This window comes from Pseudomonas sp. (genome assembly GCF_030690725.1).
Classification (GTDB): Bacteria; Pseudomonadota; Gammaproteobacteria; order Pseudomonadales; family Pseudomonadaceae; genus Aquipseudomonas.
The window spans coordinates 1-21,300 of the sequence record NZ_JAUYGD010000015.1 but is presented as its reverse complement, the minus strand read 5'-3'; the positions used below and the strand labels follow the sequence as shown (position 1 = coordinate 21,300).

The following is a 21,300-nucleotide window of genomic DNA, read 5'->3' as shown; positions in this document are numbered from 1 at the left end:
CAGATGCTGACCTGTATCAAAACCCCCGGTTGCTTGATAGGACAGCCTTAAGCTCCACTCATTCAACGTGTTCAAGGATTAGCCATGGCCCTGCTCAATTTCCTCGGCGCGATTCAACAAGTCACCGGTTCCTGTTACCTGATCGAAAGCCGTGATGGCGCAAGGGTATTGCTCGACTGCGGCATGCGTCAGGGCCGCCGCGAAGAGGAAGATGGCAACCGCGCGCCGTTTGCCTTTGACCCGCACAGCCTGGACGCCGTGGTGATTTCTCATTCGCACATCGACCACACCGGCCTGCTGCCAAAACTCACCGCAGCCGGCTATCGCGGACCAATCTTTGCCACCGACGCAACCTGTGAACTGATGGAGCTGATGCTGCTCGACGCCGCCTTTCTTCAGGAGAAAGACGCCGAGTGGGAAAACAAATGGCGCGCGCGGATGGGCAAGCCGCCAATCAGCCCGCTGTACACAACCGCCGACGCCGAACAGGCGCTGAGCCAACGCCGGCCAATGATCTATGGCGAAAGCCGCGAAGTGGCCAAAGGTGTGCAGGTCACCTTTCACGATGCCGGGCATATCCTCGGCTCGGCGATTGTTGAGTTCGAAGTGCAGGACCATCACCTGACCCGCCGCCTGGTGTTCTCCGGCGATCTGGGCAATACCTGCTCGCCTTTGATGCAAGACCCCAGCACGCTGAGCAAAGCCGATGTGGTGCTGCTGGAATCGACCTACGGCGACCGCGACCACCGCTGCAGTGAGGACACCCTGGACGAACTGCTGGAGATTCTGCAGCAGGCCCATCGCGACGGCGGCAACGTGCTGATCCCCGCCTTCGCCGTCGGCCGCACCCAGGATCTGATCTACTACCTCGGGCGCTTCTATCAGCAAGGCCGTTTGCCGCAACAGGCGGTGTTTCTCGACAGTCCGATGGCCATAAGGGCCAATGCCATCTACTCGCGCTTCCAGGACCAGTTTGCCGCCGAAGACCGCGCCGCTTTTCAGGCCCGCGGCAGCAAACGCATAGAAGACTGGCTACCGATCCTGCGCTGTACACCCAGCGTGGAAGAGTCGATGGCGATCAACCGGATCAAGAGCGGCGCGATCATCATCGCCGGCAGCGGCATGTGTACCGGTGGGCGCATTGTCCATCACTTCAAGCACAACCTCTGGCGCGAGAATTGCCACCTGATCTTTCCGGGCTTCCAGGCCAAAGGCACGCTCGGACGCAGCATTGTTGATGGCGCGCAGAACGTGAAAATCCTCCACCAGCGCATTGCGGTAAAAGCCAAGGTGCATACCCTCGGCGGCTTCTCCGCGCATGCCGGGCAAGCGCAGCTGCTCGACTGGGTCAGCCACTTCGAGCACCACCCCGAGCTGTACCTGGTGCATGGCGAACTGGAGAAGATGCAGGCCCTGCAACTGGCCTTGCGCGAACGCCTGAACTGGATCGCCAATATTCCTGAACCTGGCGAACAAATCGCCCTCTGATGCAGTCATGGCATAGGCTGGCGGTAACTGCGCGGCAGTATGCGCCGCACAATCCGGCAGCCAGCAGCCATACTCAGGACAAGGCCTACGCGGCAATAAGCTGCTCGGCCGGCAACCAGAAGGAGAAGTTGTATGCCCGATGAATCGGACGATTTTCTGTCTCGGCATTTTCAAACCAGCGGCGTCGATCTGACCCGCAAAGTGGAAGAACTGGGCATCCTCGCCGCACCGCCCGACAGCCCCAACACCAAGCTCTACCAGGCCATGCTCGGCACGGTTGTGCGTATGGCGCAAGCCGACCGCAACCGCTGGGATGCCAAGATCATGCTGCAGACCCTGCGCGAAATGGAGCATGCCTTCAGCACGCTGGAGCAGTTCAAACGGCGGCGCAAGGTCACCGTCTTCGGCTCGGCACGCACCCCGGCCAGCCACCCGGTTTACCGCCTGGCCCGCGACCTCGGTGCGACCCTGGCCAAACACAACCTGATGGTCATTACCGGTGCCGGTGGCGGCATTATGGCGGCCGCACATGAAGGTGCCGGCCTGGAAAACAGCCTGGGCTTCAATATCACCCTGCCCTTCGAGCAAGGCGCCAATGCCACCGTGCAAGGCAGCAACAACCTGCTGTCGTTCCACTTCTTCTTTCTGCGCAAACTGTTCTTCGTCAAGGAAGCCGACGGCCTGGTGCTCTGCCCAGGTGGTTTCGGCACCCTGGACGAAGCGTTGGAAGTGCTGACCCTGATCCAGACCGGGAAAAGCCCACTGGTACCCGTAGTGCTGCTCGACCAGCCTGGCGGTACTTTCTGGACCAGCGCCCTGACGTTTTTGCAGGAACAGCTGCAAGACAACGGCTATATCCTGCCCAGCGATATGCGCCTGATGCGCCTGGTACACAGCGCCGAAGAGGCCGCCGAGGAAATCGCCCAGTTCTACCGCAATTACCACTCCAGCCGCTGGCTCAAGGAGCGCTACGTGATCCGCCTCAACCATGCGCTGAACGAGGCGGCAATGCAGCAGCTAAATAATGAATTCCACGACCTGTGCACGCACGGCGACTTCCAGCAGCAAGCGCGCTGCGACTCCGAACAGGACGAGCCGGAGCTGTGCCATATGACGCGCCTGGCTTTCGCCTTTAACGGCCGCAACCACGGCCGCTTGCGCGAACTTCTGGACCTGGTCAATCAGCCGCACAACTGGGCGGAAAACGCCTGAGCTGCCGCCCAGCCGATAGCCTGCTTGCGGGTTATCGGCAATCTCGACTCAGTTGGTTAACAGGAAAAGATCAACCACACGCATTTCAGTACGGGAAGCATTTGCTTCCCCTACTGCAGCAACATCGGTGGGTGGAAGTAGGTAACGGGGAGAATGGAGGGAGTCGATACAAACTGGTCAGCGAACCGCGGGCTTCGGCTTAATCGTCCAGCGCACCGCGCAGCAGCCGCCCGATCAGCTCAGGCGGATAACCCCGATAACTGAGAAAGCGCCCCTGCTGGGCACGCTCACGGGCATCACGGGGCAGCTCACCGGCAAACTTGCGTTGCCAGGTTTCCTGCAGGTGTTCACGCCAGTCGATACCACTGTCGCGCAAGGCTTGTTCGACATCGCCGCGAGCCAGGCCACGCTGGGTCAACTCTTCACGAATACGCAGCGGCCCATAGCCGGAACGCGCGCGGTAGCTGACAAAGGCCTCCAGATAACGCGCTTCAGATAGCAGGCCTTCTTCTGCCAGACGATCGAGAGCGGCTTCGATCAACTCATCTGCCGCCCCACGACTGCGTAACTTGCGGGCCAACTCGACCCGACCATGTTCACGCCGGGCCAGCAGATCCATGGCCGCCCGCCGCACCGCGACGGGGTTATCCAGAGCAATGGACATAGGCAGGCAAATCAGGCGTCGGCGTCAGCCAGGTCATCGGCCGTGGAGTTGGCCTTGACCGTCGGGCTAACCACCAGCAACTTCTCACGGATCAAGCCTTCAATGGTGCGTGCCACTTCCGGGTTGTCTTCCAGGTACTTGGCCGAGTTGGCCTTGCCCTGACCGATCTTGTTGCCCTGGTAGCTGTACCAGGCGCCGGATTTTTCCAGCAAACCGAGCTGCACACCGAGGTCGATAATCTCACCGTTACGGTAGATGCCCTTGCCGTAAAGAATCTGGAACTCGGCCTGACGGAACGGCGGCGCGACTTTGTTCTTCACGACCTTGACGCGGGTTTCGCTGCCAACCACTTCGTCGCCCTCCTTCACCGCGCCAGTACGGCGGATGTCCAGACGAACCGAGGCGTAGAACTTCAGGGCGTTACCACCGGTGGTGGTTTCCGGGCTGCCGAACATCACACCGATCTTCATGCGGATCTGGTTGATAAAAATAACCAGGCAGTTGGCGTTCTTGATGTTGCCGGTGATTTTGCGCAGCGCCTGGCTCATCAGGCGTGCCTGCAGGCCAACGTGCATATCGCCCATTTCGCCTTCGATTTCCGCCTTCGGCACCAGGGCCGCCACGGAGTCAATCACGATTACGTCGATGGCGTTGGAGCGCACCAGCATGTCGGTGATTTCCAGGGCCTGCTCGCCGGTATCCGGCTGCGAGACCAGCAGGTCGTCGACGTTGACGCCCAGCTTGCCAGCGTATTCAGGATCGAGCGCATGCTCGGCATCGACGAAGGCGCAGGTAGCACCAAGCTTCTGTGCTTCGGCGATCACCGACAGGGTCAGGGTGGTTTTACCGGAAGACTCAGGGCCGTAGATTTCAACGATTCGGCCTTTCGGCAGACCGCCAATGCCCAGCGCGATATCCAGACCCAGCGAACCGGTGGAGATAGCAGGGATCGCCTGACGATCATGATCGCCCATGCGCATCACCGCACCCTTGCCGAATTGCTTTTCAATCTGGCCCAGGGCTGCCGCCAAGGCGCGCTTCTTATTCTCGTCCATTTAAGTCCTCACGTAATCAAGAAGGGCCAGCTAGCGGCCACCAACAACTGTATAAGTAGACAGTATTATTCCACAGGGCAAGTCGCCCGCCTACCCCGCGTTTGGATTTTCTTGCGCAAGTAGGCGCAACAGCCCAGCCAGTGCGGCCTCGACCGTTTGTCGGCGAACTTCGCTGCGGTCCCCGGCAAACTGCCGACGCACGCTGAATAACTGCTCACCATCGCCCCAAGCCAGCCAGACCGTGCCCACCGGCTTCTCCGCAGAGCCGCCATCCGGCCCCGCCACACCGCTGACCGCCACCGCAAGGCGCGCGCCACTATTAACCTGCGCCCCTCGCACCATGGCCTCGACCACCTCCTGGCTCACCGCCCCAACAGTAGTGAACAGCGCCTCGGACACATATAGCTGTTTGGTCTTCTGCGCATTGGAGTAAGTGACATAACCGGCTTCAAACCAGGCAGAGCTACCGGGAATCCGCGTTATCGCCTCGGCAATACCGCCGCCGGTGCAGGATTCGGCGGTGGCCACCTGGGCCTTGGCGGCAAGTAATTGTGCGCCCAGCTCGGCAGCCAGTTGGGTCAGGGCATATTCATTAGCAGTCATCTGCACTCCGGGGTTAAAGCCAGCCAGGCCGATACCGTACACTAGGCGCTTTTGCGATTCAGCCGGACAGTTAAAACGATGAGCCAAAGCGACCTCAGTTCTCACACGCCGATGATGCAGCAGTACTGGAAGCTGAAAAATCAGCACCCGGAACAGCTGATGTTTTACCGCATGGGCGACTTCTACGAGATCTTCTACGAGGACGCGAAAAAGGCCGCCAAGCTGCTGGATATCACCCTGACTGCGCGCGGCCAATCCGCCGGCCAGGCCATTCCCATGTGCGGGATTCCCTACCACTCGCTGGAAGGCTACCTGGCCAAGCTGGTCAAGCTGGGCGAGTCGGTGGTGATCTGCGAGCAAATCGGCGATCCGGCCACCAGCAAAGGCCCGGTGGAACGCCAGGTGGTGCGCATCATCACCCCGGGTACGGTCAGCGATGAGGCGCTGCTCGACGAGCGCCGCGACAACCTGCTGGCGGCAGTGCTGGGTGACGAGCGCCTGTTCGGCCTGGCCGTGCTGGATATCACCAGTGGCCGCTTCAGCGTGCTGGAGATCAACGGCTGGGAAAACCTGCTGGCCGAACTGGAACGCCTGAATCCAGTTGAACTGCTGATTCCCGATGACTGGCCGCAGGGCTTGCCGGCGGAAAAACGTCGTGGCGCACGCCGCCGCGCACCTTGGGATTTCGAACGCGACACCGCGCACAAAAGCCTGTGTCAGCAGTTCGCTACTCAGGACCTGAAAGGCTTCGGCTGCGAAAACCTGACCCTGGCCATCGGCGCTGCCGGCTGCCTGCTGGCCTACGCCAAAGAAACTCAGCGCACCGCCCTGCCCCACCTGCGCAGCCTGCGTCATGAGCGCTTGGACGACACGGTGATTCTCGACGGTGCCAGCCGCCGTAACCTGGAGCTGGACATCAACCTGGCCGGTGGTCGCGAAAACACCCTGCAGTCGGTGGTCGACCGCTGCCAGACCGCCATGGGCAGCCGTCTGCTCAGCCGCTGGTTGAATCGTCCACTGCGTGACCGCAGCATTCTCGAAGCACGCCAGGAATCGATTGCCTGCCTGCTGGAACGCTATCGCTTCGAAACCCTGCAGCCACAGCTGAAGGAAATCGGCGATCTGGAGCGTATCCTCGCGCGGATCGGCCTGCGCAATGCCCGCCCGCGCGATCTGGCGCGCCTGCGCGACGCCCTCGCCGCGCTGCCCACGCTACAGATGGCCATGAGCAATCTGGAAGCGCCGCACCTGAGCGAGCTGGCAGGCGTAGTCAGCACCTACCCGGAGCTGGCCGAACTGCTGGCCCGCGCAATCAACGACAACCCGCCGGCGGTGATCCGCGATGGTGGCGTGCTGAAAACCGGCTACGACGCCGAACTGGACGAGTTGCAATCGCTCAGCGAAAACGCCGGCCAGTACCTGATGGACCTGGAAACCCGCGAGAAAGCCCGCACCGGCCTGGCCAACCTCAAGGTCGGCTACAACCGGGTGCACGGCTACTTTATTGAGCTGCCAAGCAAGCAGGCCGAATCGGCTCCGGCCGACTATATCCGCCGCCAGACCCTGAAAGGCGCCGAGCGCTTTATCACCCCCGAGCTGAAAGAGTTCGAAGACAAGGCGCTGTCAGCCAAGAGCCGCGCCCTGGCCCGCGAGAAGATGCTCTATGACGAGTTGCTCGAACGCCTGATCGGCCATCTCGGCCCGCTGCAGGACAGCGCTGCTGCCCTGGCCGAACTGGACGTATTGAGCAACCTGGCCGAGCGCGCACTGAACCTGGATCTCAATCGCCCGCGCTTTGTCGATGAGCCCTGCATGCGCATCGATCAGGGCAGGCATCCGGTGGTCGAGCAAGTACTGACCACACCCTTTGTGGCCAACGACCTGAGCCTGGACGATGACACGCGCATGCTGATCATCACCGGGCCGAACATGGGTGGTAAATCCACCTATATGCGCCAAACCGCGCTGATCGTGCTGCTCGCGCATATCGGCAGCTTCGTCCCGGCGAAAAGCTGCGAACTATCGCTGGTCGACCGTATCTTTACCCGCATTGGTTCGAGCGATGACCTGGCCGGCGGCCGCTCGACCTTTATGGTGGAGATGAGTGAGACCGCCAATATCCTGCATAACGCCAGCGAGCGCAGCCTGGTGCTGATGGAGGAAGTCGGCCGCGGCACCAGCACCTTCGACGGCCTGTCGCTGGCCTGGGCCGCCGCCGAACAGCTGGCCAAGCTGCGCGCCTACACCCTGTTCGCCACGCATTATTTCGAGCTGACCGTACTGCCGGAAAGCCAGCCCATCGTGGCCAACGTGCATTTGAATGCCACCGAGCATAATGAGCGCATCGTCTTCCTCCACCATGTGCTGCCTGGCCCGGCCAGCCAGAGCTACGGCCTGGCTGTGGCGCAACTGGCGGGCGTGCCGAATGAGGTCATCCTGCGCGCCCGCGAGCATCTGGCGCGCCTGGAAACCACCAGCCTGCCCCACGAACTGCCGCCGGCGCAGCCCGGCCAGACGGCCGCACCGATGCAGAGCGATATGTTTGCCAGCCTGCCGCATCCGCTGCAGGAGGAATTACGCAAGATCAACCCGGATGATCTGACTCCGCGTAAAGCGCTAGAACTGTTATATACATGGAAGACACGCTTCTAACGTTATTGCGCGCGAACTGTTAGAATCGCGCGCATTTTTATGACTGCCCGACTTAAAGCCTGAGCCGTGGCCATTACCCCTAGCCTGCTGAAACCCGCATAGAACGGGGCAGGCTGGCGCCCGAGGAGAGAATCAGAAATGACCTTCGTCGTTACCGACAACTGCGTCAAATGCAAATACACCGACTGCGTAGAAGTCTGCCCGGTGGACTGCTTCTACGAAGGCCCGAACTTCCTGGTGATCCACCCGGACGAGTGCATCGATTGCGCACTCTGCGAGCCTGAGTGCCCTGCACAAGCCATCTTCTCCGAAGATGAGGTGCCGGAAGATCAGCAGGAATACATCGAACTGAACGCTGATCTGGCTGAAGTCTGGCCAAATATCACCGAAAAGAAAGAGTCCCTGCCGGACGCTGAAGAGTGGGATGGCGTGAAAGACAAGCTGCAGTATCTGGAGCGCTAGTACTTAGCTCCTCTGGCTACACAAAAAACCCGCCTTGTGCGGGTTTTTACTTTTCTGCAGACCCAGAATTGCCTGGAGCAAGGCCGGCAGAGTGATCTGCAAATGATGGGCACACAAAACGCGGACAAAAAAAGGGGCGACTCGCGTCGCCCACTCTTTTGTCCCTAGTCCCTGTATTTCCCAGCTCATCATCCTGATGAATCGCGTCTTGCGATGTCCTGATTGTCTTCCTGACAACCTGTGCTTGTCCCTGAGCACAGGTGTAATACTAGCGATTTCCGCCTTCCTAACAAGCGCTTAAAACTCCATTCAAATGGTCTTTAGCCTTCGCCAGTAAAATTAAATATTGTTTAAAAACAATAACTTAAAATAACACAGAGCAGTTCGCCGGCCGCCTTGCGCACCAATGGCTTACGCACCCTGTAAGCAATGGCTTACACAAGTACTCACAAAACTCGCCAGCAATATCTTCTGGTGACATCCATGACGCTCACTAGAGAGTGGCGGCCATGGAACACAGGCACAAAAAACCCGGCCAGGGCCGGGTTGAGTGTTAACGCATCAAGCTCACTGGAACAGTGAGTCGCTCGACAGGCCATTCTTTTCCAGAATCTCCCGCAAACGCTTGAGGGCTTCGACCTGAATCTGCCGAACGCGCTCACGGGTCAGGCCGATTTCCTGGCCAACTTCTTCCAGGGTGCAGCTTTCATGGCCGCGCAGACCGAAGCGGCGAATCACCACCTCACGCTGCTTGTCGGTCAGTTCAGACAGCCACTGGTCGATGCTCTGCGACAGATCATCGTCCTGCAGCAACTCACAGGGGTCGGTCGGACGATCATCGGTCAGGGTATCGAGCAGGGTTTTATCCGAATCCTGGCCCAGTGAGACATCCACCGAGGAAACACGCTCATTCAAGCCGAGCATGCGTTTGACTTCGCCCACCGGTTTTTCCAGCAGGTTGGCAATTTCTTCTGCAGAAGGCTCATGGTCGAGCTTCTGGGTCAATTCGCGAGCTGCGCGCAGGTAGACGTTGAGCTCTTTCACCACATGAATGGGGAGGCGAATTGTACGGGTCTGATTCATGATCGCCCGTTCGATGGTCTGGCGGATCCACCAGGTGGCATAGGTCGAAAAACGGAAACCTCGCTCAGGATCGAATTTCTCTACCGCGCGGATCAAACCGAGGTTGCCCTCTTCAATCAGATCCAGCAGAGACAAACCACGATTGACGTAACGCCGAGCGATCTTCACCACCAGGCGCAGGTTGCTTTCAATCATGCGCTTGCGGCCGGCAGGGTCGCCCTTCTGCGCCAGGCGCGCAAAGAATACTTCTTCTTCAGGAGTCAGTAGAGGGGAAAAGCCGATTTCGTTGAGGTACAGCTGAGTGGCGTCGAGCGCGCGGGTGTAATCGATGTACTTATGCTGTTTGCTGCTGGTCGCGGATGCTTTGGTTTTGCTGCGGGAAAGTGGCGGTTGCGCTTCTTCGTCTGAATCATCGTCAAGGACAATAGCAGGCTCCATCAGGAGCACTTCATCATCGACGTCAAACTCCGGCGCTTCTTTTTTATTGAGAGCCATTTTTGTTATTCCTTGCTGAGTTCGACAGCAAGCCCTGGCGAGACCAAATCCCTGGTTACACCAAAGCCTGTCCCTCCCACGTGGTGGAGACAGGCTAGCGCAAGATCAACGTCGCGGCAGGTATTGCAGCGGGTCGACAGGTTTACCTTGGCGGCGCACTTCAAAGTGAAGTTTCACCCGGTCGGTTCCTGTGGAACCCATTTCGGCAATTTTCTGCCCGGCTTTGACCTGTTGCCCCTCCTGCACCAACAACCTGCGGTTGTGACCGTAGGCGCTTACGTAGGTATCGCTATGTTTGATGATCACTAATTCGCCGTAGCCCCGTAAACCACTCCCGGCGTAGACCACTGAACCATCAGACGCAGCTAAAACAGGCTGGCCCAATTCTCCGCCGATATCAATGCCTTTATTCAAACTGCCGTTTGAGGAAAAACGCCCGATAACCGGCCCATTGGACGGCCACAGCCAACCCGATGCAGAGCGCTGCGTCGGCGGTAACGCGGTGACGCTTGGCGTGGTTTTCACCGGCGCTGGCGGTTGGGTTTGCACGGGTTTGGTTTGCATGGGTGTGCTAGGACGGCCGGGCGGCGGCGTGCTAACCACAGGGGCCGTCGCTACCACGGACGGGCGACTGGCAGGCTGTCCATCAAAGCGGATGATTTGGCCAACGCGGATCAGGTAAGGCGGCGCAATGCCATTGCGTGCCGCCAGCGCCTTCCAATCCCAGCCGAAGCGGAACGCAATCGAGTACAGCGTATCCCCACGCTGTACCTGATACTGGCCACTGCTGACCGGCTGGCGCTGCGGTGCCTGAGTGGCGCCGCCCTGGGTACGGTCAACCACCTTGACGCCACCCGGAGGCGGGCTTGCACAGGCGCTGAGCAGCGCACCGAAGACAAGGCCACTCAACAGGGTACGAGCACTGCTGGCGCGAATCGGCAATTGAATGGCTGTGAAACTCACCTGCATCTCCCTCGGGCAAAACTGCTTACATCTAACTGGCGTGCATTGTGCCGCAATTATGGGTTATCACCAGCGCTTTGCGGATTGCGCCCGGCCAACCACTCCAGGCCCAGCACCAGCAGAATGCCGGCAATCGCCAGGGCAACGGCCAGCAGCAACTGCGGGTCCTGGCCGCTGATTTCGGCGAATTGCGTAGGCCAGAGATTGGCTTGCAACAGTGGCACCTGCTCACCACGGCTATCGACACGCCAGGTCAGGGTTTCCTTCCAGGGCCAGATCTTATTCAGCGAACCGATCATCAACCCGGTAAGAAACGCCAGGGTCAGGTCACGCCAGCGCGCCAGCAGCCAACGCAGAATCCCTGCAAAGCTGACAATACCCACCAGGCAACCGCTGGCAAAAATCAGCAGCACGGTAATATCCAGGCCCTTTACCGCCGTCAGCACAAAGCTGTACAGCCCCAACAGCACCAGAATAAAGCTGCCGGAGATACCCGGCAGAATCATCGCGCAGATGGCGATAGCGCCGGCGAAGAACAGGCTCAGCGGGTCATGCCCCAGCTGTAGGGGCGACGCCACGGTAATCCAGTAGGCGAACGCCGCCCCTAGAATCAGGCTGACCACTCGCGTCCAGTTCCAGCGCTGAATTTCGCGAACCACCAAATGTGTGGAAACCAGAATCAGACCGAAGAAGAACGACCACACTGGAATCGGCTGCTCGACCAGCAGGTAGGTGATCAGCCGCGCCAGACTCAGCACGCTGGTCATAACGCCCAGCAGCAGCACCAGCAGAAAGGTTGCATTGGCGGCTTTCCAGGCCTCAACAACACGCCCACGCAGCAACAGACCCAGAGCCACCGGCACGCTGGCAATCGAGCGCAGCAACTCGTCATAGATACCGCTAATAAACGCCACAGTGCCGCCCGACACACCGGGCACTACGTCGGCAGCGCCCATGGCAATGCCTTTGGCGTATAGCAGGAAATACTTCTTCATGAGTTCATCCGTAAACAATCGAATCAGGCCAGAGGCCCGTTAAGCAAGGGTACAAAGCGCACAGCATCCAGCACATGACGAGAAAAGCCGTCTTCTTCACGGACGATCAGCAGCAATTCCTGCACATCACCCGCCCCGACCGGAATCACCAGGCGACCGCCCGGAGCCAGCTGATCGAGCAACGCCTGCGGCACGTTGGCCGCCGCTGCGGTGACGATGATGCCGTTGTACGGACCCAGAGCATTCCAACCTTCCCAGCCGTCACCCCAGCGAAACACCACATTGCGCAGATTGAGCTGGGTCAAACGCTCCTTGGCTTTTTCCTGCAGGCTCTGGATGCGCTCGACGCTAAACACCCGTTCAACCAGCTGAGCCAGGATCGCCGTCTGATAGCCCGAGCCGGTGCCAATTTCCAGCACCTTGTCCAGCGGACCGGCGGCCAGCAGCAGCTCGCTCATGCGCGCGACCATATAGGGCTGCGAGATGGTCTGGTTGTTGCCAATCGGCAGCGCCGTGTCTTCATAAGCGCGATGGGCCAGGGCCTCATCGACAAACAGATGACGCGGCGTGCGACGGATGGCTTCCAGCACATGGGCGTTGGATAGGCCTTCCTCGTAAAGCCGCTGAATCAGCCGCTCGCGGGTGCGCTGCGAGGTCATGCCGATGCCGCGGTGCTGCAGTTCGTCCTGTTCACGGCGGATCACAGCAAACCCTCCAGCCAGGGTTGCAGGCTGTTGAAACCGTCCATAAAGGTACGATCCAGCTGCAGTGGGGTGACCGAGACATAACCCTGCATCACTGCATGGAAATCTGTGCCGGGGCCGCCGTCTTCCGCATCACCGGCCACCGAGATCCAGTAACCCTCTTTACCACGCGGGTTGACCACCTTCACCGGCGCCGCAGCGCGGGCGCGATGGCCCAGGCGGGTCAGCTGAATACCGCGGATATGCTCCAGCGGCAGATTGGGGATATTCACGTTGAGTACGGTGCGCGGCGGTAGGTCGAGCTGCTCATGCGCCTCGACCAGCTTGCGGGCAAAATAGGCTGCGGTGGCCAGGTTATCCGGCATGCGCGAAAGCAGAGAAAAGGCAAACGCCGGACGGGCCAGAAAGCGCCCTTCGAGTGCCGCAGCAACGGTGCCGGAATACAGCACGTCATCGCCGAGATTGGCGCCTAGGTTGATGCCCGACACCACCAGGTCCGCCACATGCGGCAACAGGCCGTTAAGGCCCAGGTGCACGCAATCGGTCGGCGTACCGTTTAGGCTGATAAAGCCATTGGATAAGGTGGTCGGGTGCAGAGGACGGTCGAGAGTCAGCGAGCTGCTCGCGCCGCTCTTGTCCTGATCAGGGGCAATCACCGTGCACTCGGCATAGTCGGCCAGCGCCGCATGCAGCGCAGCAAGGCCTGGCGCAGCAACGCCGTCATCATTGGAAATCAGAATACGCATGGGTTGTCCGTCTGCCCTGCAGGCAACAGATCGACGAGCTCACGCACCAAGACGGTGGCGAAGCATCCAGCCGGCAGGACGAATTCCAGTTGCAGAATGTCAGGTTCGGGATAATGCCACGACAGGCCGCCAATGGGGAGGCGCAGGATACGCCGTTCGTGCGTCATGTCCGCTTCTGCCAACCAGTCGACCAGAACGCTTTCGCGTGCGGCCAGATCCTGCTCCAGCGCCTGCGCCACGCCGCCGGCGGTAGAGACACCTGCACCCCACAACGGGCCCGTCGGATGCAGATCGAGAATCGCCAGGCGCGGATCGCTGCACTCCGCCTCGCCAGCAGGGAAGAAGCTGCGGCTGTCGGTAAAGGCCAGCAGATCACCGAGCAGCGCCTGATTCCAGGTGCCGGCGGCTACCCGCTCGGCCAGCACCTGATTGAACAGATAGCTGCGCGCCGCCGATAGCACCCGCGAACGCACATTGCGCTTTTCCGGCAGGCTCTTGTTCGCCGCAAAATGCCGGGCATGGGCAACATTGCCACCTTCATGGCCGAAGCGCTGCAAGCCGTAATAGTTGGGAATGCCCTGCGCGGCGATTTGCGTCAGGCGTTGATCCAGCGCCTCGCGATCCGCAGCCAGCTGGGTCAGGCGCAGGGTAAAGCCGTTGGCCGCATGCGCGCCGCGCTGCAGTTTGCGGCTATGCCGCACCTGCTTGAGGATGCCCAGGCTGGCATCTTCGGCTGCGCTCAAATCGGGATCGACCTTGCCCGGCAGGTGCAGGCTGAACCACTGACGGGTCAGGGCCTGACGATCCTTGAGGCCGGCATAGCTGATCAACTTCAGCGGCACGCCGGCGGCACGGGCGATGCGCTTGGCGGCCTCTTCGGTGTTCAGCTCGCGCTTTTCCACCCACAGCCAGAGGTGCTCGCCCTCGCCGGCCAGGGGAATATCCAGCACTTCATCGACCTGAAAATCTTCCGCCACGGCCTTGAGCACCGCAGTACCGCAGGGCTCGCCATGGGCGCGCGGGCCCAACAGTTGCCGTTCGTTCATCGGACGACCAACAGCGCGACGGCATGCACGGCGATGCCTTCTTCACGCCCGGTAAAGCCGAGTTTCTCGGTGGTCGTGGCCTTGACGTTGACCTGATCCAGGCCCACCTGCAGGTCTTCGGCAATCCGCGCACGCATGGTCTCGATTTGCGGCGCCATCTTCGGCGCCTGAGCGACGATGGTGGCGTCGACATTACCGACCTGCCAGCCCTTGCCGTGAATAAGGCCGAGCACATGGCGCAGCAGCACACGGCTGTCCGCGCCCTTAAAGGTCGGGTCGGTATCGGGGAAGTGTTTGCCGATATCGCCCAGCGCGGCCGCGCCGAGCAAGGCATCGCTCAAGGCATGCAGCAGCACGTCGCCATCGGAATGGGCCAGCAGGCCGAACTTATGGGGAATCTGCACGCCGCCCAAGGTAATAAAGGAGCCCTCGGTAAAGCGGTGCACATCGTAGCCGTGGCCAATACGCATAAGAAACAACGCCCTGAAAAAGTCAGGGCGTGATTCTAACTGAAAGCTGCCTGCAGGAGCCGGCTAGCTGGCGAACCGAACGTCGTCCGCCAGCGCCGGTTCAGCTCAATAGCGCCTTGGCGTGATGACGCAGGTGGTCATCGATAAAGCTGGCGATAAAGTAGTAGCTGTGGTCGTAGCCCGGCTGCAGGCGCAGGGTCAGTGGATGGCCTGCAGCCTGCGCCGCAGCCTTGAGGGCATCCGGCTTGAGCTGGTTTTCCAGGAAATCATCACGATCGCCCTGATCCACCAGAATCGGCAGTTTCTCCGGCGCCTCGGCAAGCAAGGCGCAGGCATCCCATTCGCGCCAGCGTGAACGTTCATCACCGAGGTAGCGTGAGAATGCCTTCTCGCCCCAGGGGCAGTTGCTTGGGTTGCTGATCGGCGCAAAAGCCGACAACGATTGATAGCGCCCCGGGTTGCGCAACGCGCAGACCAGCGCACCGTGCCCACCCATGGAGTGGCCGCTGATGCCGCGCTTGTCGGATACCGGGAAATTCGCCTCGATCAGCGCCGGTAGCTCCTGCACCACATAGTCGTACATGCGGTAATGCCGCGCCCAGGGTTCCTGGGTGGCGTTCAGGTAGAAACCGGCGCCCAGACCAAAGTCCCAGGCCTTGTCCGGATCATCCGGCACATCGGCGCCGCGCGGGCTGGTATCCGGAGCGACGATGATCATCCCCAGCTCGGCTGCCAGCTTGTGCGCGCCAGCCTTCTGCATAAAGTTTTCGTCGGTGCAGGTCAGCCCACTCAGCCAATACAGCACCGGCAGTTTGCCGCCCTGCTCGGCCTGCGGCGGCAGATACACGGCAAACACCATGTCGCAGCCCAGCACCGCCGAGCGGTGGCGGTAACGCTTGTGCCAGCCACCGGCACTCTTCTGGCAGGAAATATTTTCCAAGGTCATAGGGCCTCCAGTGGGCGGCCATCACAGCCGCCCAGCGTGATCAGAAGTGGATAACCGTGCGAATGCTCTTGCCTTCATGCATCAGGTCGAAGGCCTTGTTGATGTCTTCCAGCGGCATGTTGTGGGTAATAAAGGTGTCCAGCGGAATTTCACCCTTCTGCGCCTTTTCCACATAGCTCGGCAGCTCGGTACGGCCTTTAACGCCACCGAACGCCGAACCGCGCCACACGCGGCCGGTCACCAGCTGGAACGGACGTGTGCTGATTTCCTGACCGGCACCGGCCACGCCGATAATCACCGACTCACCCCAGCCCTTGTGCGCGCATTCCAGCGCCGCGCGCATCAGCTGCACATTGCCGACGCATTCGAAGGAATAGTCCACGCCGCCGTCGGTCATCTCGACGATGACATCCTGAATTGGCTTGGCGAAATCCTTAGGGTTAACGAAGTCAGTCGCACCCAGCTCACGCGCCACCTCAAACTTGGCAGGGTTGATATCGATGGCGATGATGCGCGAGGCCTTGGCCATCTTCGCGCCAATGATCGCTGCCAGGCCGATACCGCCGAGGCCAAAGATCGCCACCGTGGCGCCCTCTTCCACCTTGGCGGTATTGAGCACGGCGCCGATGCCGGTGGTCACGCCGCAACCGAGCAGGCAGACCTTCTCCAGCGGCGCTTCCTTGGGGATCACTGCCAGGGAGACTTCCGGCAGCACGGTGTATTCGGAGAAGGTCGAGCAGCCCATGTAGTGGTAGATCGGCTCGCCGTTGTAGCTGAAGCGGCTGGTGCCGTCCGGCATCAGGCCCTTGCCTTGGGTGGCGCGCACCGAACTGCACAGGTTGGTTTTGCCGGATGTGCAGAATTTGCAGGCGCGGCATTCGGCGGTGTACAGCGGAATCACGTGGTCGCCGACCTGCACCGAGGTCACGCCCTCGCCGATGGCTTCGACGATGCCGCCGCCTTCATGGCCGAGAATCGCCGGGAACACCCCTTCGGAATCCTCACCGGACAAGGTGTAGGCGTCTGTGTGGCACACGCCGGTGGCGACAATGCGCACCAGCACCTCCCCGGCCTTGGGCGGCGCCACGTCGACTTCGACGATTTGCAGCGGCTGATTGGGGGCAAAGGCTACGGCAGCACGGGACTTGATCATGATCGCTCTCCAGCGGATTCAACGGTGGCGCAGAGTGTAGATCAGTGATGCAGATAGATAATCTGCCAAAAAACAAAACATTCTTGCTATACAGGGATAATCAAACCGCACCAAGGACATCCGCCATGAATCGCTGGGAAGGCCTCGATGAATTTGTCGCCGTCGCCGAGTGCGGCCAGTTCACCGCCGCCGCCGAACGCCTGAGCCTGTCGTCATCCCAGGTCAGCCGGCAGATCGCCCGCTTGGAAGAGCGCCTGCAAACGCGCCTGTTCTACCGCAGCACCCGCCGCGTGGCACTAACCGAGGCCGGACAGACGTTCTTACAGCATTGCCAGCGCCTGCAGGATGCCCGCGAAGAAGCCCTGCGCGCAGTCGGCGACCTGGGCAGCGAACCCAAGGGCCTGCTGCGCATGACCTGCGCAGTGGCCTACGGCGAGCGCTTTATCGTGCCGCTGGTGACCGACTTTATGCTGCAGCATTCGCAATTGCGGGTGGATATAGAGCTAAGCAACCGCACCCTCGACCTGCTGCATGACGGTCTCGACCTGGCCATCCGCCTGGGTCGCCTGCAGGACTCAAGACTGGTGGCCACGCGCCTGGCTCCGCGGCAGATGTACCTGTGCGCAGCCCCCGAGTACCTGCAGCGCTATGGGCGCCCACACTCGTTGTCGGAGCTGGCCCGGCACAACTGCCTGATCGGCAGTTCGGATCTCTGGAGTTTTCAGGCCAGTGGCCGAGATTCCAGCCTGCGGGTGCAAGGCAACTGGCGCTGCAACAGTGGCCAGGCGGTACTGGAAGCCGCATTACGCGGCCTTGGCCTGTGTCAGCTGCCTGATTATTACGTGCTGGAACATCTGCGCAGCGGCGCGCTGGTCTCGCTGCTGGATAACCAGCAGCCGCCGGACACTGCGGTGTGGGCGCTGTATCCCCAGCAGCGCCACCTGTCACCCAAAGTGCGGCAGCTGGTGGATTTTCTTAAGCAGGGGTTGGCCGCGCGGCCGGAATACCATCAGGACCGGCAACATCGTGTCACAGGCGCCCCGGAACCTAGCCGTTAAGCGCCTATCCTAAAAGTAGGTATGTAGACAGCCTGCACTTGATCCACAGCAGACCACTGCCTCAATTAAGGAGAGCGTTATGCAAGTACTGGTAAACAGCGACAACCACATTGAAGCGTCGCAGGAATTTATAACCAACGTTGGCACACGCGTGGGAGACAAGATCAAACGCTTCGAAGATCATCTCACCCGCGTCGAAGTACATCTGCGTGATGAGAACGCCCACAAAGCCGGCGGCAATGATAAGCGCTGCCTGATCGAAGCCCGCCCCAAGGGCCGCGACCCGATTTCCGTATCGCATAATGCCGACCATCTCGAGCAGGCCATCGAGGGCGCCATCAACAAGCTGACCACAGTACTTGAGCGCGATATCAGCAAGACCCGCGTCAATTAGCCAAACAATCCGGCGGCCCAGCCGCCGGATTAGTCTTGCCAGAGCCCCGCGAGCAACTTCAGATCTTCTGGCCGGGTGACCTTGAGATTATCCCCGCGCCCCTCGATCAAACGGGGGGCATACCCAGCCCACTCAATGGCCGAAGCCTCATCGGTGATGGCCGCGCCTGCGGCCAAAGCGGCGCTCAGAGCACGCTGCAATTCGCCAAGACGGAACATCTGCGGGGTAAAGGCCTGCCAGATGGTCGAACGATCCACCGTCATCTGCACCCGGCCATCGGCGCCGGCACGCTTGAGCGTATCGCGCGCCGGCACGGCCAACAGGCCGCCCACAGGATCATCGGCCAGCTCACTGAGCAACAGATCCAGATCGCTGCGCGCCAGGTTGGGCCGCGCGGCGTCATGTACCAGCACCCAATCCTGTTCCTGGGCACCCAGCTCACTCAAACGCAGCAAACCGCTGAGTACCGAATCGGCGCGTTCGGCACCGCCATCGGCGCGCTGAATACGCGGATCACTGGCGCAGCCAAGGGTCGGCCAGTAGGGATCATCCACCGCTAGGCTGACCACCACCGCACGCAGCTGCGGATGCTCAAGAAAGCACGCCAAGGTGTGTTCGATAATGCTTTTGCCGGCCAGTTGCAGGTACTGCTTGGGCCGGTCGGCGCGCATCCGGCTGCCAATGCCGGCAGCAGGAAGCAACGCCCAGAAAGGGGGTAATTCAGAGGTATTCATTCAGCCAACTGATAGAGGGTTTCGCCCTCTTTAAGCATGCCCAGCTCATGCCGCGCACGCTCTTCGACGGTTTCCATCCCGCTTTTCAACTCCAGAACCTCGGCTTCGAGAATCCGGTTGCGCTCCTGCAGCTGCTGGTTTTCGCCCTGTTGATCGGCGATCTGCTGCTGCAACTGGGCCACCTGCGCCAGGCTGCCATCGCCGACCCACAGGCGATACTGCAGACCTGCCAGCACGGCGATCAGCACGATAAAAACCCAGTAAAAATTATTGCGCATAGCGTAAGAAGCTTCCGAACGAAAAAGGGGCGACTCGTGCCGCCCCTCTTTTACCACGCATTGAGTGGTCACTGAAAACATCGCGAGCGAAGACTAGGCAAGGCAAAATCAGGCGAGGCAGCGGAGTTTACTGCAGTAAATGAGCATGCCGAGCCTGATTTTAACGCCGCATAGTCGAGCGCAGCGGTTTTCAGCCACGAAACTCGGCGCGGCCTTTGTACGGAGCTTTACCCGCCAGCTGCTCTTCGATACGCAGCAATTGGTTGTACTTGGACACGCGGTCCGAACGGCACAGCGAGCCGGTCTTGATCTGGCCAGCAGCAGTACCAACAGCCAGATCGGCGATGGTGCTGTCTTCGGTTTCACCCGAGCGGTGCGAGATCACAGCAGTGTAACCAGCGGCCTTGGCCATCTGGATGGCTTCCAGGGTCTCGGTCAGGGTGCCGATCTGGTTGAACTTGATCAGGATCGAGTTGCCGATCGACTCGTCGATGCCACGCTTGAGGATCTTGGTGTTGGTTACAAACAGGTCGTCGCCAACCAGTTGTACTTTGCTGCCGATTTTATCGGTCAGCACCTTCCAGCCAGCCCAGTCGGACTCGTCCATGCCGTCTTCGATGGAGATGATCGGGTAACGCTCGGACAGGCCAGCCAGGTAGTCGGCGAAACCGGCAGCGTCAAACACTTTGCCTTCGCCAGCCAGGTCGTACTTGCCGTCCTTGAAGAACTCGCTGGAGGCGCAGTCCAGAGCCAGGGTGACGTCGTCGCCCAGGGTGTAGCCGGCGTTAGCCACGGCTTCAGCGATAGCCGCCAGGGCGTCTTCGTTGGAAGCCAGGTTCGGCGCGAAGCCACCTTCGTCACCGACGGAAGTGCTCAGACCACGAGCTTTCAGCACGGCTTTGAGGTGATGGAAAATCTCGGTACCCATGCGCAGCGCGTCGGCGAAGGTTTTCGCGCCTACCGGCTGAACCATGAATTCCTGGATATCAACGTTGTTATCGGCGTGCTCGCCGCCGTTGATGATGTTCATCATCGGCACCGGCATCGAGTAAACGCCCGGAGTGCCATTCAGATCGGCGATGTGCGCGTACAACGGCACGCCCTTGGCCTGAGCGGCAGCCTTGGCAGCGGCCAGGGACACGGCGAGAATGGCGTTGGCGCCCAGAGTGGCTTTGTTTTCAGTACCGTCGAGGGCAATCATCGCCAGGTCGAGGGCTTTCTGGTCGGTGGCATCTTTACCCAGCAGCAGGTCGCGGATCGGGCCATTGATGTTGGCTACGGCTTTCAGCACGCCCTTGCCCAGGTAACGGCTCTTGTCGCCATCACGCAATTCCAGCGCTTCACGCGAACCGGTGGAGGCACCGGACGGCGCACAGGCGCTGCCGATGATGCCGCCTTCGAGAATTACATCGGCTTCCACAGTTGGGTTACCACGGGAATCGAGAACCTCACGGCCTTTGATGTCGACGATCGTTGCCATTGCGTGTAGCACTCCAAAAAATTGACGAAAAGGGTGGTACCGAGTTGCACACTCATTACGCGTTGGCGGTTACTCCAACGCACAACATGTACTGACTATTTAGTCAGATTGTATACAAATGGCACTTTACCGGAGATTTGCCGTTTCAGGCAGTCTCAATCGGCGCAAAACTCTTGATCAAATCATCCAGCTGCTTGAGCTGGGTGAGGAACGGCTCCAGCTTGTCCAGACGCAGGGCGCAAGGGCCGTCGCATTTGGCGTTGTCCGGGTCCGGATGGGCTTCGAGGAACAGACCGGCCAGGCCCTGACTCATGCCCGCCTTGGCCAGATCAGTCACTTGAGCACGACGACCGCCGGCGGAATCGGCGCGGCCACCCGGCATTTGCAGGGCGTGAGTCACGTCGAAGAACACCGGGTAGTTCATCTGCTTCATGATGCCGAAGCCGAGCATGTCCACCACCAGGTTGTTGTAGCCGAAGCTAGAACCACGTTCGCAGAGAATCAGTTGGTCATTACCGGCCTCTTCACACTTGGCCAGGATGTGCTTCATCTCCTGGGGTGCGAGGAACTGGGCTTTCTTGATATTGATCACCGCACCGGTCTTGGCCATGGCCACCAC

The 21,300-nt window shown here is 60.3% G+C and carries 21 protein-coding genes and 1 pseudogene; 6 read left to right on the top strand and 16 right to left on the bottom strand.

Going from position 1 to position 21,300, the window contains the following annotated elements; genetic code table 11:
* Nucleotides 1-84 precede the first annotated feature (84 nt).
* Nucleotides 85-1,488 (top strand): MBL fold metallo-hydrolase RNA specificity domain-containing protein, encoded by a 1,404-nt coding sequence (locus tag Q8O69_RS03485; protein WP_305589586.1) that lies wholly within the window; start codon nt 85-87, stop codon nt 1,486-1,488.
* A gap of 132 nt (nt 1,489-1,620) precedes the next feature.
* Nucleotides 1,621-2,700: an LOG family protein gene (locus Q8O69_RS03480; RefSeq protein ID WP_305589584.1), complete on the top strand. Its 1,080-nt coding sequence runs from the start codon at nt 1,621-1,623 to the stop codon at nt 2,698-2,700.
* 199 nt (nt 2,701-2,899) lie between these two features.
* On the opposite strand, the gene recX is transcribed toward Q8O69_RS03480, so the two are convergent.
* The 3 genes from recX to Q8O69_RS03465 all read right to left on the bottom strand — a co-directional run bounded on the left by recX (nt 2,900) and on the right by Q8O69_RS03465 (nt 5,022).
* Nucleotides 2,900-3,364, bottom strand: a complete 465-nt coding sequence (gene recX / locus Q8O69_RS03475; protein WP_305589582.1) for a recombination regulator RecX — start codon at nt 3,362-3,364, stop codon at nt 2,900-2,902.
* Nucleotides 3,365-3,375: 11 nt separating this feature from the next.
* Complete coding sequence (gene recA, locus Q8O69_RS03470; RefSeq protein ID WP_090248343.1) at nt 3,376-4,419, bottom strand: recombinase RecA; 1,044 nt, start codon at nt 4,417-4,419, stop codon at nt 3,376-3,378.
* A gap of 90 nt (nt 4,420-4,509) precedes the next feature.
* Nucleotides 4,510-5,022 (bottom strand): CinA family protein, encoded by a 513-nt coding sequence (locus tag Q8O69_RS03465; protein WP_305589580.1) that lies wholly within the window; start codon nt 5,020-5,022, stop codon nt 4,510-4,512.
* A 78-nt stretch (nt 5,023-5,100) separates the two neighbouring features.
* Here Q8O69_RS03465 and mutS point away from each other — a divergent pair, with 78 nt between their 5' ends.
* A complete protein-coding gene (gene mutS / locus Q8O69_RS03460; protein WP_305589578.1) occupies nt 5,101-7,674 on the top strand; it encodes a DNA mismatch repair protein MutS in 2,574 nt (857 codons plus the stop codon).
* A 138-nt stretch (nt 7,675-7,812) separates the two neighbouring features.
* Nucleotides 7,813-8,136: a ferredoxin FdxA gene (gene fdxA, locus Q8O69_RS03455; protein WP_090248347.1), complete on the top strand. Its 324-nt coding sequence runs from the start codon at nt 7,813-7,815 to the stop codon at nt 8,134-8,136.
* A gap of 567 nt (nt 8,137-8,703) precedes the next feature.
* Here fdxA and rpoS read toward each other — a convergent pair.
* From rpoS to Q8O69_RS03410, 9 genes are all read right to left on the bottom strand, one after another.
* On the bottom strand, nt 8,704-9,714 hold the full coding sequence (rpoS, locus tag Q8O69_RS03450) for an RNA polymerase sigma factor RpoS (protein WP_275961209.1): 1,011 nt from the start codon (nt 9,712-9,714) through the stop codon (nt 8,704-8,706).
* A gap of 105 nt (nt 9,715-9,819) precedes the next feature.
* Complete coding sequence (locus Q8O69_RS03445) at nt 9,820-10,683, bottom strand: peptidoglycan DD-metalloendopeptidase family protein (protein WP_305589575.1); 864 nt, start codon at nt 10,681-10,683, stop codon at nt 9,820-9,822.
* Nucleotides 10,684-10,733: 50 nt separating this feature from the next.
* Entirely contained in the window at nt 10,734-11,672 is a 939-nt protein-coding gene (locus Q8O69_RS03440; RefSeq protein ID WP_305589573.1) for a DUF368 domain-containing protein, read from the bottom strand.
* A gap of 23 nt (nt 11,673-11,695) precedes the next feature.
* Nucleotides 11,696-12,331, bottom strand: a complete 636-nt coding sequence (locus Q8O69_RS03435; RefSeq protein ID WP_275961604.1) for a protein-L-isoaspartate(D-aspartate) O-methyltransferase — start codon at nt 12,329-12,331, stop codon at nt 11,696-11,698.
* Nucleotides 12,332-12,372: 41 nt separating this feature from the next.
* Nucleotides 12,373-13,122 carry a 5'/3'-nucleotidase SurE gene (gene surE, locus Q8O69_RS03430; RefSeq protein ID WP_305589571.1) on the bottom strand — a complete coding sequence of 250 codons (750 nt, stop codon included), beginning with the start codon at nt 13,120-13,122 and terminating at the stop codon, nt 12,373-12,375.
* Complete coding sequence (gene truD, locus Q8O69_RS03425; protein WP_305589569.1) at nt 13,110-14,168, bottom strand: tRNA pseudouridine(13) synthase TruD; 1,059 nt, start codon at nt 14,166-14,168, stop codon at nt 13,110-13,112. The genes surE and truD overlap by 13 nt, the downstream gene beginning before the upstream one ends.
* A complete protein-coding gene (gene ispF, locus Q8O69_RS03420; RefSeq protein WP_305589567.1) occupies nt 14,165-14,638 on the bottom strand; it encodes a 2-C-methyl-D-erythritol 2,4-cyclodiphosphate synthase in 474 nt (157 codons plus the stop codon). Before ispF ends, truD begins: the two co-directional genes overlap by 4 nt.
* Nucleotides 14,639-14,738: 100 nt before the next feature.
* Nucleotides 14,739-15,584, bottom strand: coding sequence for an S-formylglutathione hydrolase (gene fghA / locus Q8O69_RS03415; RefSeq protein WP_305589565.1), 846 nt, complete (start codon nt 15,582-15,584; stop codon nt 14,739-14,741).
* A gap of 40 nt (nt 15,585-15,624) precedes the next feature.
* On the bottom strand, nt 15,625-16,737 hold the full coding sequence (locus tag Q8O69_RS03410; protein ID WP_305589563.1) for an S-(hydroxymethyl)glutathione dehydrogenase/class III alcohol dehydrogenase: 1,113 nt from the start codon (nt 16,735-16,737) through the stop codon (nt 15,625-15,627).
* A gap of 125 nt (nt 16,738-16,862) precedes the next feature.
* Between Q8O69_RS03410 and Q8O69_RS03405 the strand changes: the two genes are divergently transcribed.
* Entirely contained in the window at nt 16,863-17,795 is a 933-nt protein-coding gene (locus Q8O69_RS03405) for a LysR family transcriptional regulator (protein WP_305589561.1), read from the top strand.
* A gap of 79 nt (nt 17,796-17,874) precedes the next feature.
* Nucleotides 17,875-18,189, top strand: a complete 315-nt coding sequence (locus tag Q8O69_RS03400) for an HPF/RaiA family ribosome-associated protein (RefSeq protein ID WP_305589559.1) — start codon at nt 17,875-17,877, stop codon at nt 18,187-18,189.
* 29 nt (nt 18,190-18,218) lie between these two features.
* On the opposite strand, the gene ispD is transcribed toward Q8O69_RS03400, so the two are convergent.
* The 4 genes and pseudogenes from ispD to Q8O69_RS03380 form a co-directional block, all read right to left on the bottom strand.
* Nucleotides 18,219-18,923, bottom strand: coding sequence for a 2-C-methyl-D-erythritol 4-phosphate cytidylyltransferase (gene ispD, locus Q8O69_RS03395; protein WP_305589557.1), 705 nt, complete (start codon nt 18,921-18,923; stop codon nt 18,219-18,221).
* Complete coding sequence (gene ftsB, locus Q8O69_RS03390) at nt 18,920-19,201, bottom strand: cell division protein FtsB (protein ID WP_090248365.1); 282 nt, start codon at nt 19,199-19,201, stop codon at nt 18,920-18,922. Before ftsB ends, ispD begins: the two co-directional genes overlap by 4 nt.
* 190 nt (nt 19,202-19,391) lie before the next feature.
* Nucleotides 19,392-20,681: a phosphopyruvate hydratase gene (eno, locus tag Q8O69_RS03385; RefSeq protein ID WP_305589555.1), complete on the bottom strand. Its 1,290-nt coding sequence runs from the start codon at nt 20,679-20,681 to the stop codon at nt 19,392-19,394.
* A gap of 145 nt (nt 20,682-20,826) precedes the next feature.
* Nucleotides 20,827-21,300: pseudogene (locus Q8O69_RS03380) on the bottom strand (3-deoxy-8-phosphooctulonate synthase); the annotation flags it as partial.